We start from the raw sequence: 15,115 nt of genomic DNA on the forward strand, positions 1-15,115 counted from the left end.
ACCCGCGGAGGCGGGTAACTAGAGGGCTTCGCCCTCTAGGACCGGTGCCCCGCTTCGCGGGGCACGGTCTTTTCTAGAGGGCGAAGCCTCTAGTACCCGCTTCCGCGGGGACTCTCACGAGATGTGTATCTCTTCTCGCAACATCAAACAACGGAAGAAGGAGGAATAGAGAGAGTTACACATTCTCGTGAAGAGTCCCGCGGAGCGGGTACTAGAGGGCTTCGCCCTCTAGACCGTGCCCCGCTTCGCGGGGCAGGCCGGCGCTTCGCGCCGGCTTAGGCGCGAAGGTTCGGCGCGTTGCGCCTCACTGGGTTGGATTGTGGAAGCCGTTGTCTCCGCTTCGCTACGTCAACGTCTAAGGTTTGATTGATAGTCAGGCGTTCGAGCTGATTCGCTTCGCTCTGTCAGCTCGCTCGCCTTTCTGTTGAGGTGGGTTGATCTCAAAGATCAGCTGCCTGCGGCCGGGGGTCTGTCGGCGGAGCATGTGAGGTGCTTCCTTTGGAAGAACTCTGGTGATTCCGGGGGGTTTGCTACTCCTCCTCTGGCATCTGTGGAGTGGTGTCGGTGTGCCAGTTTGGTCCTAGGTGGTGCTGGATCAGGTGGGCGCTGGCTTGGTTGATTTCGCCGTTCCGCTGCTTGGTGCGGGTCTTTGCGAACCATGGGCCCAGCATGACGCGTTCGCTGTCGATCATGATCCATTCTCGTGCACCTGGGAAGCGGCCTTCCTGACGGATGAACAGGAGCAGGAGGTCGAGTGTCTGGGTGAAGGTTCGGCGTGTGTGCTTGGTCGGGAGTGCGGTGGAGAGCTGGGGGTTGAGGCCTAGGTTGGTGAGGAGTTCTTGCTGCCCGCTGGTGAGGGTGTGCCAGTTGAGGTGCTGGCGGCGCAGCCAGGAGCCAGCTTTCACGGTGCCGATGACGGTGTCCGCTTGGATGTCTTTCGGGTCGTGGCCGGCGCGTAGGTAGGTGCGTAGTGCGCCGTACTTGCGGGTCCAGTCTGGTCCGTGAGGAAGTTGCCATTGAGGGTCGAGGGCGTCGAGTTCGGTGCGGCGTTGTTCGCTGAGTTGTCCGCGGGCTGCGAGGGAGCGCTGCTCGGTCAGGAAGGCGCCGGCGGGCTCGCGGGAGGGGATGGCGAGGTGGCCGTGGTCGGCGAGGTAGAAGCGGATGGTGGTGATGTTGGTCTGCCAGGCGGCGTCGTGGGTGTTCCAGATCATGCCGAGGGCGTCGAGTTCTGCGATCCACTGGGGGTTGTCGTCGAGTTCGCCGGCGTGCCGGGCGTCGCGTTGTCCTTGGACGAAGGCGCCGGTGGCGAAGCCGTGCGGGTCGACGTATTCGCCTGGTACGGCGAGGTGGCCGTGCTTGGTGTGGAAGGCGTGCAGGGCTGCGAGGCCTTGGCGGCGTGCCCTGCTCTGGGGGCCGCGGGGGTCGAAGGCCACCATGTCCATCGCGCGGGCGATGGCTTCCGGGTCGGTGTTGAAGTCGAAGAGCCAGTGGGTGCTGATGAGGGTGCTGGTCTCTTTGGGGAGCCGGTGTGCGCGGTTGGGTAGCCGGTCGGTGATGCGGTGGTCGTGGCTGCGCAGGGCGGAGGCGATGGCCCACACGGACTCGTAGGCGGTGCCCAGGAGGTCGCTTGGGTCTGCACCGGGGCGGATGTACGCGGGGATGACGAGGCTGGAGACCTTGTCGCTGTCGGCCGGCTTGCGCAGGGCGCGGCCGAGCGCCTGGACGCAGCGCACCACGCTGTGGGTGGCGTCTGCGAAGACCACGGCGTCGATGCGACGGATGTCGATGCCCTCGGCGAGGAGTTTGGCGTTGGTGAGGACTGCATAGGGTGCCTGCCTGAAGGCGGCGAGGATGTCGCTTCGCTGCTCGGCGGTGTGTTCTCCGTGGATGGAGGCGACGTGGGGGATGGTGGGGGGCCTGTGCTGGGGCGGGAGCCGGCGCAGGGTGTGGGGGAACTCCTTGGCGAATCGGTTGGCCGCATCAACTTCGTTGAAGTAGACCAGAACGTGGGTGAGTTGGTGTTCGGTGATTGCCTTGGCGACGGCAAGGTGCAGAGCGGTGGTGCGGCGGGCGTCCGGGTGTGCGGTGGGGTGGTTGAGGTGGGTGCGTAGTTGGTCGTCGGTGATGGTGGGGATGAGGACGCGGTAGTCGGCGAGGATGCCGTCGGCGATGGCGGTGGGGAGGTCGTAGTCGTGGACGCGGCGGCCGAAGACGGCTGTGTCGGTCATCGACTGTGCGGCTGCGGGTCGGGCGGGTGCGGTGGTGCGGGGGCGGCGGGGGGCTTCGGGGGCTTGGATGTCGGGGCTGTGCCAGGTGCGTGGGGTGGCGGTGAGGTAGAGGCGGCGGTCGGCGCGGATGCGCTGGGCGTCGTGGATGATGGCCCAGGCTTTGTCGGCCAGGCCGGATACCCGGTGGGCCTCGTCCATGATTGCCAGGTCGAATGGGCGTCCGTTGCTTTTGAGTTGGGCTTCTTCGATCTTGTTCAGCGAGGCGTACGTGGTGAAGACGGTCAGCTGGTCCGATTCGTTGATCATTTGGGCGAGGGTGAGGACGTCTCCGGTGCCGGTCACGCGTGCGGTGCGCAGCCCGTCGTGGGCATCTGCGTCCATGGAGGAGAACGCAGCCATGGGTTCGCGGCGGCCGTCGGCGCGCCAGGCGAGTGCTGTCTGGGCGAGGAGGTCGAGGGTGGGGAAGATGGTGAGGACCAGGCGGGCATGGAGGTTGTCGGTGATGCGGATGGCTGTGAGGGTCTTGCCTGTTCCGCAGGCTGAGGTGATCAGGGCGCGGCTGCCTTTGTGGCGGAGTTCGCGGGTGCCGGCGGTGATGGCTTGTTCCTGATGGGGGCGGGGCTGGAGCCGGTGGCGGGGCGTTGTGGGTGTAGCGGGTTGGGTCATGGGTTCCGTCAGGTGGTTGGGTGTGGCTGGGGGTGCCGTTGGGTGGTGGCAACCCTATCGAGGGGGGCTGTCAAGGGCGGGGCGGTGCGGGTCTGTGGCTGCGGTTTGCCAGATCGGGGGTTCTTCGTGAATCGAGTGGTGCGTCGTGGAGGTGGCTGTAGTCGACGCCGCTGGTCGTACCAGGGTGCGGGGCGGGGTGGTAGCCCCCTTTGCGGTGGTTGGTCAGCGGCGGGAGATGCGCAGCCAGTCCGTGGCGGGCAGTTTCAGAGCGTGCAGGATCCGGGCGAAGAGTGTCGCGAGGAGTGCGAAGATGAGTAGGACCACTGCTTCTGGCACTTGGAGTTGCGTCAGCACGATGACGGTGCCGATAAGGGTGGCGATCATGGTGGTTTGAACGGTGATGGTCAGGGCGATGTGGCGGCGTGGGGAGCGGGCTGGGCGCCAGTCGAGTTCGGTGGCGAGGACGGCGGGGTCGACGACGAGTGCCGGGCACAGTTCGCTCTCGTGGGGCAGGGTGGCCTGAGTGAGGACGGCTGCGCAGAGTTGTGCGATGCGGGCTTTGCTGTTGTGCGGTTGCTGCAGGAGCCTTGAGCGCTCGCCCTTGAGGTTGGTCACCAGGTGCTGGGCGTTGGAGAGGATTTTGGCCCGGGTGTGCGGGTCGGTGCGGGCTGACAGGACTGCGGCTTGTGTCAGGGCGGCCTGGCACAGGCTGTTGATCGGTGTGGACAGGGCCTGGGTGAGGCTCTGGTGGTACTGGGCTCGGCGGGCGGCTTCTTCGCCGGCGCCGAGGAGTTCGACCACGTCCATGGCTGCTCGTGTGGTCGCGGCGAAGATGCTGCCCCGTGCGGCAGCCCGGGCGTCGGCGACGGCCAGCACCGTGGTGACAGTGAGCATCGCGTAGACGACGGCGATGACCCAGCCGTTGAACGCAGGGGGTGGGCTGGTCGCAAGTGCAGCGAGGATCAGCAGAAACGGCACGATCCAGGTCAGGAGAACGCCGAGAGTCTGGCTGCCGAAGGTGGTGGACCGTCTGGCCATCGCATCGCAGGTGGGCAGGTGGTCGAGTGGTACGCCGTGAAGGCGCAGCGTGGAGCGGATGCGGTGTGCGCTGACCAGGTGTCGGGTGTGCGTCGGGCGGATGCGCTGGATCCATCGGCCGGGGCGCCGGATCGCGCGGATCCACATGGCGGCGACGAACGTCAGGGTGAGCAGGACCCACAGAAGCCATGTGGTGACCGTGATTGTCAGGTATGTCATGGCTGAACTGCATCACCTGCGTGTGACAGGTGAAATGACGTTCGATTGCTTCGCAGGCGGATGGGGTGGCTGGGATTCGGAGTGTTCAGGCTGCATTGACCCTCCCCCTGCCACGGACCAGGCCAGCCACCAGGCACGCGAAAGCCGGCAGGACCTGCTGCGCGAACTCCTGCCCGAACCCAGCCCCCACGGTTCCGACGGGTCCCTGGACGCTGTCCTCCAGCGGGCCCGCGCGAACTGGCTCCCCGCGTATCTCCTGCACGAGCACGTCGAGGCCTGGATCCCGGAGGCCTGCGGCGCGCAGCGCTGCGTGGACGCCCTCGTGGGCCTCCTGAAGTCACAACCCGTCAGCTTCCAGCTTGACCCCGGCCTGCGCTGGGTACGAGAACTCACCGCCCCACTCGGGGACATGCCGGTCTCGCCGGGCTTCCTCATGCCCGAATGGCTCGAGGACCTGCGCCCCCTCCTCAACCCCACCACCTGGCCCTCCTGGACACCTTTGCCCAAACAGGACACGCGTTCGCCCGCCGGCTGCAGCAGCAGGACGAATAGCCACCACCCCTGCCGAGCCTCACAGTGCCTTCGGCTGAGGCCAGCAACACTGTGACCGGCTCTGTTCGGCCCGGACGGCCCCGGTAGAACTGCCTGCAGGCCGATCTACGGGGGCGTGGTCTCGGCACGATCGTCAACCGGATCCGTCGAAGACGGGATACCAGGCACATGGCTTGTATGCGATGGATAAGCTTGTCACTCCTTCACTTGGTCACCACACTTCCAGGGGCTTGATGAGCACGCCGCAGCGCCTGAGCTACCACGCCGAGCCACTGTTCAGCGAGATCCCGCTGCCCTCTCAGGCGTCGGTGACAGAGGCACCCCACATGATGGGGGCGTCTTTGGACATCACACCCGTCCAGCGGATGTCGCTGTACTCGGGTGACCAGTGGGAGGAATTCACCTTGGAGTGGGTACTCAGCCTGAAAGCCGAGCGGGAGTACGTCGGCGGGGTGATGCGGCTGGGCGGGCCCAACGACCGCGGCGCGGACATCGTAGCGTTCCTGAGCCCGGACAAAACAGACGGACGATGGCACTGCTTCCAGTCCAAGCGCTACACAGAACCGCTTGGGGTCGCCAAGGCGTACCCCGAAATGCTGAAGATCCTGGTGGCTGTGGCGGAGGGGAGCTTCAAGACGCTGCCGGAGCGGTACGTGTTCGTCGCGCCCAACATCGGCGCGACCTTTCGCACCCTTCTGGCTAAGCCGGAACGGCTGAAGCAGGAATTCCTCGCCGCGCTCAACAAGCCCGGCTCGAGGCTGGGCGCGGAGTACGATCCGCAGACCCTGACAGCTGCCCTGAAGCTCGCCCAGTCGGTGAAATTCTCGATGTTCGAGGCACCGATGCTGGCAGAGATCTTCGCCCAGCACGCCAGCACCGTGTATCACGCCTCCCGCTTCGGCCGCTCCTCCCTGACCCGACCGTCCCCCGAGAAGACGGCTCCCGTGGAGCACTCCCATAGGGAGACGCGGTACATCGAGCAGTTGCTGGAGGTCTACGAGCAGGAGTGGGGGTGCGCGCCGAACGCCCCCGCGGCGTACGCCCACAAGAGGGCAGGCAAGGACCTGCGCAACCAGCGGGTGGCGTTCTACTGCGCCGAGCAGTTGCGGGTCTTCGCCCGTGACAGCGTCCCGCCCAGGGTGTTCGAGGACTTACAGCAGGAGATTCACAGCTACGTGGACCGGATCGTGGACCGTTACGACACTGGCTACACCCGCCTCAACGCCGCTACGGACGCAGCGTGTCAGCTGCAGTTGCGGCAGGACGGCCTGCTGATCAACGTCATCGAACACCAGGACCGCGCGGGGATCTGCCATCAACTCGCCAACGACGACAAGCTCATCTGGTGCGAGAAGGACGAGAACCTGTGACCCCCTTGAACAGCTCACTCGAGGTGGGCATGCGAACACTGGTCCTGTTGTCCGAGTCGTTCCCTGCTCCTCTAGACCTGGCGCAGCTGGTCTACATGGACCACGCGGTGCTGCACAGCGCCGACCTGGGAGGGCCCGAAAGTCTGCATCCGTCGTTGCCGGCCGGGCCGGGTGAGCTGGCCATGCGCCGGAGCCTGATCGAGCAGGGGCTGGCGGTGTTGCTGCGGGCGGGGCTCGCCGAGGTGGAGGCGACGCCGGACGGGTTGGTGTACCGCGCATCGGAGGAGGGACCCGGGTTCGTGGGGATCCTGACAGCGCCTTACATGAGCGACCTGCGGTCTCGGGCGCGTTGGCTCGTCCACGAGCACGGGGCACCCGAGGTGGACGCGCGATCGGCGACCTTGGCCATCACCAACCGCTGGGCACAGGAGTTCCGCGACCGACTGCCCTTGGCTGGAGGGGACCATGCGTAGTCTGAAATTGCTTCACCTGACATTCGCCGGTTACGGGAAACCAACCGCGCAGATCGTCTTCGATCCTCGCCTGACCGTGATCTACGGGGCCTCGGACACGGGAAAGTCGTTCATCGCCGAGTCGATCGACTACGTCCTGGGGGCCACCCGCCTCGACCTCATCCCGGAGGCCGAGGGCTACACCCAGATCCTGCTGGGCCTCGAGCTGCCCGACGGCCGCGCGATCACGCTCATGCGACCCCCGGGCTCGAACCGGGTGAAGGTCTACTTCGAGGACCTGCGCCAGGTGGTCCACCAGTCTCCAGGGCTGGAACTGGCAGCGCGACACAGCATGGTGTCCACACGCAACATCTCCCGCTACCTGCTGGAGCAGCTGGGCCTCGACGACACGGTGATCAGCACCAACGACACCGGCGGCACACGTGGGCTGAGCTTTCGCGACCTCGTGCACCTGTGCCTGGTCACCGAGACGCGGATGGTCTCCAAGGTCTCCCCCGTGCTGCGCAGTTCCGCAGCCAGCGGACAGACCGCGTGCAAGTCGGCCCTGAAGCTGCAGCTCACCGGGGCCGGGGAGCAGTCGGCACCGGCGGGTCTGAACAAGGGGCAGCGGCGCGTTCACAAGGGCAAGATCGCACTGTTGGACGAGCTGGCACTGGGGGCGCAGCGGCAGCTGACGACGGAGGTCAACCGCAGCGGACTGCAAGCCCAGCTCGGGCGGATCATGACCTCGCTGGACGAGCAGGCCGTGTCGTTGAGGGAGGTGGCCGACCGTCACGCGCACGCCGCCACCCAACGGTCGGCCCTGTCGGTAACACTGGGACAGTTCGTGCAGCGGCTGGGGGAGATGGACGACCTGCTGGGTCGGTTCGGGCTGCTGAGCAGTCAGTACGAATCTGACCTGGCGCGTCTGACGATGGTCAACGAGTCGGGGAACCTTCTGGGGTACCTCCACAGCGGTACGTGTGTCTTCTGCGGCGCGGAGCCGGAGCATCAGCAGATGGGCGCGCATGCGGAGCTGGAGGGCACCGCGCTGCACAGCGCGATTACGGCGGAGAGTTCCAAGACCCGGCGTCTGCTGGCGGACCTGGGCGACACCATCGAGGACCTGCGGTTGCAGCGCAGCGAGATGCTGGCGGAGCGGGATTCCTTTGCGGAGCAGGCACGGAACTGGGATCTGGAGATCGCACGAATCGAGGCTTCCGAGCTGCGCCCGTTGGAGAGCCGGGCCGCCGAGCTGATGGAGGCCCGCTCGAAGGTGGAGCGCGAGCTCGGGCTCCATGACCGTATCCAGGAGCTTGACGACGTGCGTGCCTCTCTGGTGTCCGAGGGCGCCGCGCCCAGCGGTAGGCCGGCCGGCACTGTCGCCTCCAGTGCCGTCGTCAACTTCGAGCGGGTGATGCAGCGGACCCTGGATGCCTGGAACGTTCAGCGCGATGGGCAGATCACCTACGACCCGTACAACGCGGAACTGATGGTCGGCGAGCGTTCGCGGGCCTCGCACGGCAAGGGGATGCGCGCGGTCCTGCACGCGGCGTTCACCGTCGCCCTCGCGGACCTGTGCCTGCACGAGGAGAACCCGCATCCTGGTTTTGTCGTCCTGGACTCGCCTCTGGTGACGTTCCGCGAACCCGGTACGCGTGGACACGAGCTGGGGGAAGGCGTGGTCTCCCACTTCTACCGGCACCTGCATAACACTTTCGCCGGGCAAACCGTCGTGGTGGAGAACGGCGACCCGCCCGCCGACATTCTCGACCAGGCCAAGGTCTATATGTTCAGCCGGGAAGTCGGCGAGCACCGATTCGGGTTCTTCCCCGTCGGGGCGGACGGTGAGGCCGGCGAGTGAACGGCAAGGTGAGGCGGGCGGCGTAGGGGGCCTCGCGTCGCCCGTCCTTCACCGTGCACGAGCGTCGGTGGTGGCTTCCGGTGTGCTGGAACGGCCTACTCTCCTGCTGTCGTCGTGAGCGGGAGGTAAATCCGCCACTGCGCACGGTGCCACCGGATGTGCTCCAGGGCGATGTCGTGCCGGGGGTCGGTTGCGAGGCGCCGTCGGGCTGTGTTGGTGACCGTTTCAATGACCCACAGGTCGTCGCTCAGGTGGAGGCCGCCCTGGTCGAACTGTGTGTGGCAGTTCGAGCACAGGCATAGGACGTTGCCGGTGTAGTCGTGGCCCCCCTTGCTCAGTGGACGGATGTGCGCGCCTTCGCTGATCGCCTGCCGTGGTCCCGGGATCCTCAGAATGCTGCCGCACATCTGGCACTGGTTGCCGTACCAGCCTTTGACGTCCTGGGCTACCGCGCTGTCTCGTTTCAGTTTGCCGTTGCGGTCCCTGACTCCCCTGGTCGGCACGGCGGCCGGGGCACTGCCGCCAGCAGCACCGAGCGGGGAAAGCATCCCCGAAGGCAGTACCTGCCGAGAGCCGGTCGCGGAGGTGACTTGTGCGCTGGTCTCACCGAGAATGCCGCCGACAAGGTCGAGGTCTCCAGGGCACAGGAGCCGGGCCCGGTCCCAGCAGGACCGGGCCACCACGGACCAGGCCGCCTCGACATGGTCCCCGGTGATCACCTTCGTGTCCTCGGCGAGGGCGAGAGCCGCAGCAGCGCGGTGGGTATGGCCGTCGAGACGGAAGAACTGGTCCTGCGGCAGAGCCCCCTGGCTGTCGAAAAGGTCCTCGGTGAGCCGGACGGGCCAGAACTTCGCTACGGCCTCACCGGTCATCGTGAACTCCACGTGGCGGGCCGACAGAGCATGGTAGATGCGGATGAGTCCCTCGACCGCCTCTACCGCCGCTGCGGGCGGGGCGGTCTGCGCATCGTAAATCCAGTCACGCTCCGGCATCTCCCACAGCACACCGATCCTTGGCGCGTTCCCAACGGAGCCGAGCCTACGCAGAGGCTGCAGTTCGCTGTTGGGGCGGTATTCCTCTCCGTCCCAGGCAGTCCTGAGGGTGCTGGCGAGGAACTCGTCGGAGGACCTGCGCGAAGCATGCTTGACCGGGCTGCCGGTGAGCAGCATGGAGAACGCCGTGCCGGGCAGGGTGCGCCTGGTGGTTGCAGCGCGAGCCGTTCGGAGGCTACTTTCGGTGGTGATGTCCGTGTGGAGGGTGAGGTAGGGGAAGCGGCGCGGTTCCAGGCCAGCGTCGCGCAGGGCGGAGGCCAGCGAAGGCTGGTTCTCCCGGGTCAGGAACGCTCCCCACACCAGGCAGGGCCGCCTGCCTGGCAGGTGAGCTGCGGGGGCCACGGCGGCGGACCACCAGCACAGGGCAGCCGCGTAGGCGTCCTCGATGTGGACACCGTCCTGCAGCTGTATCCGCCGTGCGACATCCCTCAGCGGACCGCGCATCACCACATCTGCCATGTGCTCTCCCCCGACACCAACCGTTCCGCCTTTGATGATCATCTCTCACTCCTCGCTGGCGGACGCGGTCGACTACCTCGTCCGCTGGTGTTGCGCCGCTGCGTGCTGGCGACGGCGGCCGGCGTTGTCCGTCTCCCAGGATGATGGAGGGCAGTCACACCTGCCGGGCCTGCAGCCGGATGGCGTTGCCCTGCGGGAGCACTGGACTGCGTAGCGAAGGGGGGTCGGCTTCGCCACGATCGCCTCGGGGCGGAGCGGAACCAGCGGTGCCGCCGATCGGGCGGCCGATCCGGTCGGGCCTACAGCCCCGCCTTGCCCAAGCGATCCTGACTGTCAGTCGATGCCGAAATCGAGGTAGCTGATGTCGTCGAAGGCGACCTGAAGGCTCGCCGCCCGGTTGCCGGCCTGCTGGAAGTAAGTCTCCTGCAGGCCCTGCGCGATGATGCCGGCCTGCTCGCGCTCGTCCGCGCCCGCGTCGCGGGCCTGGAACAGCCTCTGCGCGATGTCGCCGGGCAGCCACTGGCTGACGGTGCGCTCCCGGGGGTCGTCGGTGGAGCCGGCGGAGGAGGCGAAGCCGAAGCGTGCTCGGCCCGACAGCTGGAAGCCGCGGGTCTCGGCCGAACGGCGGGCCCGCTTCCTGATCCTGGGCTGCCATGTGGCTTTCACCGCGTCCTCGATGGCCTTGGCGGCGGGCGGCTTCGGCGTGACACGGGTGCCCTGGAGCCACCGCTGGACCGTGCGCTGGCTGACGCCGAGCTCTTGGGCGACCGCCTTGGTCGATCCCCTGTGCACCTTGACCAGGAAGCGGACCCGGGCGGCGGTGGACTGCGGGATGGGCCTGGTGCGCATGGCCCGCTCCAGGCCCTCTTCGATCTCCCCCATCTGCCTACTCCCCTTCCGCAACGGCGTCGGTGCCGGGCTTGATGTGGCGGGCGGGGTTCAGGCCGTCCGCGATGTACTGGGCCACTTGCGCCATCGGGCGGGTGCCCTCGTGCTTGACCATCCCCGGTGCCACCCCCAGGCGTAGCGTGCCGGAAAGCTGGCGGCCGTCGGCGTCGAGGGGGACGACGTCGAGAGCGCCGGGTGCGTCGGCGGGGTAGACGGCGCAGTCGGAGAGGACGGCGATGGGGTAGCGGCCGGTTGTGGCGGCGGTTTTGCGGAGTTTGCGGTGCATGTTGACTCGGGCGGTGGCGATGACGGCGGCGCGGATGTCGGGGCGCCAGGTGGGTCGCTCCAGCGCGGGCCAGGGCTGTCCGGGTCGGTAATCGGCGCCTCGGGGCTTTTCGCGGAGCTTGCCGATGCCGCCCTTGGCGGTGGCCTTGATGGCGGCGAGGACGGCGAGGTCGATTTGGTCGCCGTCCTTGAGGTGGGTCATCGCTTCGAGGAAGGCGTGGGGGTCGGTGAGGTCGGCGGGTACGCCGAGGCGGGCCATGGCCTTCTTGTAGGCGGTGGCCAGGCGGTCGTGCCAGGGGTCCAGGTAGGGGCCGCTCTCGTGGCGCAGCCAGCCTTCGAGCGGCTGGATGCGGGCGCCGAGTTCGGTGGCGTAGGCGATGGTGGGGGTTGCGTACCAGGCGGGTCCGGTGGGTGGGGTGCCGTCGGGGGTGAAGGGGTTGGGCAGGCGTGGGTCCAGTTGGAGGCCGGACAGGTCGACGAGCCAGCAGCCGGGGGTTTTCTTGTCGAAGGCGGGGCTGAGTTCGTGAACGGGCTCGGACAGGCCTAGGTTGAGTCGGTTGGCGGCGGCGAGGAAGGCGGTGTTGACGTCAAGTCCCACCGCGTACGGCAGTGTGGCTTCTTCGTCGGTGAGGGGGCGCCACCAGTCCCAGGCCTCCTCCATCAGCACCTCGTCCGGGCCGTCGCCTCGGCCCTGGGCGTGGGGGTGGACGGCCGGCAGTTCCGGCGGGGCCGCGTCGAGGGCGTGGTGGAGCGAGCCGGGTACCGGGCCGGACACCCAGCCGCCTTCCGAGGTGCGGACCGGCTTGGTCGGCGGGCGCAGCGCGGTCATCAGTTCCAGGCCGGAGACGGCGGTGGAGCCGCGGGGGGTGATGACGGTGGTGGCGTAGGTGCCGAGCAGGCGGGCCAGGGCGTCCGCGTCGAGGTCTTGCGGTACGTGCCAGCCGGCTGAGGTGAGGGCGCCCCATTGCGGGATGCAGTACTGGACGCATTCGCGGCCGCCGCCCTCGGGGCGGCGGAAGACCCGGGCCCAGGGTCCGAAGCCGCGTTGCGTCAGTTCCCAGCCGGCCCGGTCAAGGGCCTTGAGGGCCTTGTGGGTGGCGGGCAGGCGGCCGAGGCGTTGGTCGAAGTCGTTGCGGTCCTTGCCGGGGCGGGGCAGGCCGAGTTCGGCGGCCGCCGCGTCTGTGAGGACGATCAGCGGGTCGCCGTCGCGGCCGTACTGGTGGAGGCGGGCGGCGCCGAGGCCTGCGGACAGTGCCCACTGTGTCAGTGCCGCGATGGTCCTGCCCTTCGCCGGCAGTTCCACGTCGAGGAGGCGGCCGTCGGCGAGGTGGGCGACCAGGTGAGTGCCGCTCGCGTCGATGTCGACGACAGCGAGCGGCCCGGCGGGGAATCTGGTGGCGGCCTGCTGCTGCCACTGCGGGCGGGCCTGGCCCTGCCCGGCCGGCTTGCGGGCCGCGGTGGCGGCCTTGGGCGGTGTTCGCGGCCCGTCTGTCGGAGCGGGCCGGCGGCCGGCCGCAGTCGCGCCAGCGGCGGCAGCGGGCTGCCGGGGCGCGGCCGGATCGGGGCGCCGCGAGGCGTGGTCGTGGGACATGGGTGTCGGGGCGGGGGGACTGCACCAGTCGCCGCCGTGCATGGGCCGGCCGCCTGCGCGGTAGACGGAGGGTTTGCCGCAGCGTACACAGGGCGCGGGTTCGGCGAGGACGAGTTCCCCGGTTGGGGTCTGGTCGAGCATCACCGGGGCGGATTCGGTGGGCGCCGGTGTGGCGGGTGTGGGTGCCGCGGGCGGTGTGTCCGCTGCGCGGGTCGGGGCGAGGCCGGCGGTCTGCGCTCTGGTGAGCCAGCCGGATTGCTCACCGGTTCCGTGGCGCAGTGCCAGGACGGCGAGCAGCCGCACGTAGGCCTCGCGTTTCGGCGGCCGCGGTTCCGTGCTTCCGGCTTCCCAGCGCACCAGCGTCTCCCGGCGCACCTTCAGCGCTTTCGCGACGTCGTCCTGGGTGAAGTCGGCGAGCTTGCGCAGCCGTTCACGCTCGGCGGGCGGCGGCAGGTCGTCCTCAGGCTTGGGTCGGTTGAGCAGCGCGTCCACCGCACTGAACAGATCGTCGACTGGCATGCAGCACCTCCATCCCAAAAACCTACCATGGAAGTAACTCTCAGATGTAACCCATGAAAGTCACATCTATGGGCGTCAGGCCTCCCCTCGATGTGGTCCTCACCGGCACGGAGGAGATCACCAAGGAGAGCCCGGAGGTCTCACTCGACCGCACCACGCCACGCAGGCCAACGCCCGGATCGCGCCCGGCGCTTGCCATGACCGGCAGGTGGGACCTGTCCGCCAGCCTCGCGGCCTTGACCGAATGGTCAGCGCTCCCCCGCCCTGTTCAGACGAGGTGGCGGGCGGCAGGGCGCTACGAAGGCAATCGTCGGAGAGATGAAGAGGCGGGCCTTGCCGAAGGAACACGACGCACCGCCGCAACCCGGCGCGGGTCGCCCGGTCATCAGGCGGCAGAAGCAGCCGGCAGGAGTGGCAGGCCCGTGCCGGCCGCTCTCCCCCGCCCGGCCGGGCTCGTTGTCAGAGCGCCGTGACATGCTCGGGCGCATGCTAACCCGGCAACGACGTCAACTGGCTTCCCGGCAGAGGAGGAAGGCGGATGACGCGGTACGAAGGCTCCGCGAGGATGCCGCCGTTCTGGGCATCGGACCTGTGCCGAACCCGGTGTACGTGGCATTGCGGAAGCGGTACATGACCGCGCCGCTGGCGTGGTTGGTGATGGTGCCGGTGGCCGTGTTCGAGTTCTGGCTCTTCTACCGCGGGGCCTACGGCCTGATGGTCCGTGAAGGTCCGCGTTTCCTGCCCGGGTGGCTCGTGGCCGACCTGACGGGCCTGCCCGCGCGCGGGGCGCTGAACCGGACGGCGGTTGTGCAGTTCATACGCGACTGGGTGCTCGGCATCACGTTCTTTCTACTCGTACGGCGTACCGCGGTCGGTCTCGCCTCGATGCTGGGTCTGCGTGCGGTGACGTTCGCGCGGGTGGCCACGATGGCGGAGCTGATCAGCGAGTGCGCGGTGATCGTCAGTGCGTCGAAGCTGCGCGAGAGGCACTTTCACGGGCCGTCCTCCCTTCGTTTCGCGGCGATGACCGTACGTGGCGCCCGCTCTCTTCGAGGGACGGTCCCGTCGTTCGCATGGCATCGCCGCTCACGGCTTCGATCCCACGCGTCCCAGGTAGTAACCGCTCTGAGGGCGACCCAGATCCAGTTGGACTCCGATCCGAAGGCGTCGGCGCGCAAGCTGGCGGGGCTCCTGCTGAAGATCACCAGTAGGTACGTCGACGGCGCGGTCGGCACACTTCTGGACGACGAGGATCTCGATTCGACCGCCCGGCCCCGTGAGGCGCTCCGCCTGGCCCTGGCGGCCGTCGCACTCGGGGCAGTCGCGTTGGCAAGCCAGGCGTTCCACCTTCCGCTGCCCGTGACGGTCGCCGCCATGGTCATTCTCATGGCGGCTGTCTATCGCAGCGCGGTAGCAGCAGGCATGGGCGTCTTCGCAGCCCTGTACCCCTTGTTCTTCCCCCACTGACTCCACCAGCAGCACCGGCAACGCACAACCGGTGCGCAGCAGTCGTCACCTGTCCGAGGGCGCTACGTAGCCGGCGGACGCCGGCCGGAGAGGCCCAGAACGCCAATGGTCCGTCCCTCGCCCACCAGGCGCCGGACCGGTACGGAGTCGCGCAGGAAGCACAGGTGGGACCAGCGCCGGCCTGGAGGTTGAGCAATGCGGAGCAGGCGAACCGAGGAGCGTAGGAGAAACGGCCCGGCGCAGCCCTTGCCCTAGGCGTGGACGGCCCTCGAGTCAGCCGGAGATCCTCCCCTGGCCCTGGGACCCGAGGGTTCCGGGTCCTGTGGCGGGTACGCCTCTCCATGCCCTACAGCACCAGCGCCTGCGCCTGACCTCCGTGGGGCCTGACAGGGCGTGCGCTCCGCCTTTCTTCCAGCTCCGTACGTGCCTGCAGCTCTTCGGCAGCGGGCAGCCTACTGCGGCAGA

9 protein-coding genes are annotated in these 15,115 nt (G+C 68.0%); 4 read left to right on the forward strand and 5 right to left on the reverse strand.

Annotation, left to right across the window (positions count from 1 at the left end; translation table 11 throughout):
- Positions 1-530: 530 nt before the first annotated feature.
- Both J2S46_RS39505 and J2S46_RS39510 read right to left on the reverse strand, forming a co-directional pair.
- Complete coding sequence (locus tag J2S46_RS39505) at positions 531-2,894, reverse strand: DEAD/DEAH box helicase (RefSeq protein WP_191293802.1); 2,364 nt, start codon at positions 2,892-2,894, stop codon at positions 531-533.
- 222 nt (positions 2,895-3,116) lie between these two features.
- Positions 3,117-4,151 carry a hypothetical protein gene (locus J2S46_RS39510; RefSeq protein WP_191293801.1) on the reverse strand — a complete coding sequence of 345 codons (1,035 nt, stop codon included), beginning with the start codon at positions 4,149-4,151 and terminating at the stop codon, positions 3,117-3,119.
- 785 nt (positions 4,152-4,936) lie between these two features.
- Between J2S46_RS39510 and J2S46_RS39515 the strand changes: the two genes are divergently transcribed.
- The 3 genes from J2S46_RS39515 to J2S46_RS39525 are packed head-to-tail and all read left to right on the forward strand — an operon-like array spanning position 4,937 to position 8,389.
- On the forward strand, positions 4,937-6,073 hold the full coding sequence (locus J2S46_RS39515; RefSeq protein WP_191293800.1) for an ABC-three component system protein: 1,137 nt from the start codon (positions 4,937-4,939) through the stop codon (positions 6,071-6,073).
- A complete protein-coding gene (locus tag J2S46_RS39520; protein WP_191293799.1) occupies positions 6,070-6,546 on the forward strand; it encodes an ABC-three component system middle component 2 in 477 nt (158 codons plus the stop codon). The genes J2S46_RS39515 and J2S46_RS39520 overlap by 4 nt, the downstream gene beginning before the upstream one ends.
- A complete protein-coding gene (locus J2S46_RS39525) occupies positions 6,539-8,389 on the forward strand; it encodes a hypothetical protein (RefSeq protein ID WP_191293798.1) in 1,851 nt (616 codons plus the stop codon). Before J2S46_RS39520 ends, J2S46_RS39525 begins: the two co-directional genes overlap by 8 nt.
- 95 nt (positions 8,390-8,484) lie before the next feature.
- Here J2S46_RS39525 and J2S46_RS39530 read toward each other — a convergent pair whose 3' ends face one another.
- From J2S46_RS39530 to tap, 3 genes are all read right to left on the reverse strand, one after another.
- On the reverse strand, positions 8,485-9,942 hold the full coding sequence (locus J2S46_RS39530) for an HNH endonuclease (RefSeq protein ID WP_191293797.1): 1,458 nt from the start codon (positions 9,940-9,942) through the stop codon (positions 8,485-8,487).
- Between the two features lie 291 nt (positions 9,943-10,233).
- Complete coding sequence (gene tpg / locus J2S46_RS39535) at positions 10,234-10,782, reverse strand: telomere-protecting terminal protein Tpg (protein WP_191293796.1); 549 nt, start codon at positions 10,780-10,782, stop codon at positions 10,234-10,236.
- A gap of 4 nt (positions 10,783-10,786) precedes the next feature.
- Positions 10,787-13,183 (reverse strand): telomere-associated protein Tap, encoded by a 2,397-nt coding sequence (gene tap / locus J2S46_RS39540; protein ID WP_191293795.1) that lies wholly within the window; start codon positions 13,181-13,183, stop codon positions 10,787-10,789.
- Between the two features lie 630 nt (positions 13,184-13,813).
- Here tap and J2S46_RS39545 point away from each other — a divergent pair.
- Positions 13,814-14,650, forward strand: a complete 837-nt coding sequence (locus J2S46_RS39545; protein ID WP_191293794.1) for a hypothetical protein — start codon at positions 13,814-13,816, stop codon at positions 14,648-14,650.
- Positions 14,651-15,115: the final 465 nt, after the last annotated feature.

Source organism: Kitasatospora herbaricolor (assembly GCF_030813695.1).
In the GTDB taxonomy this organism is placed as follows: domain Bacteria; phylum Actinomycetota; class Actinomycetes; order Streptomycetales; family Streptomycetaceae; genus Kitasatospora; species Kitasatospora herbaricolor.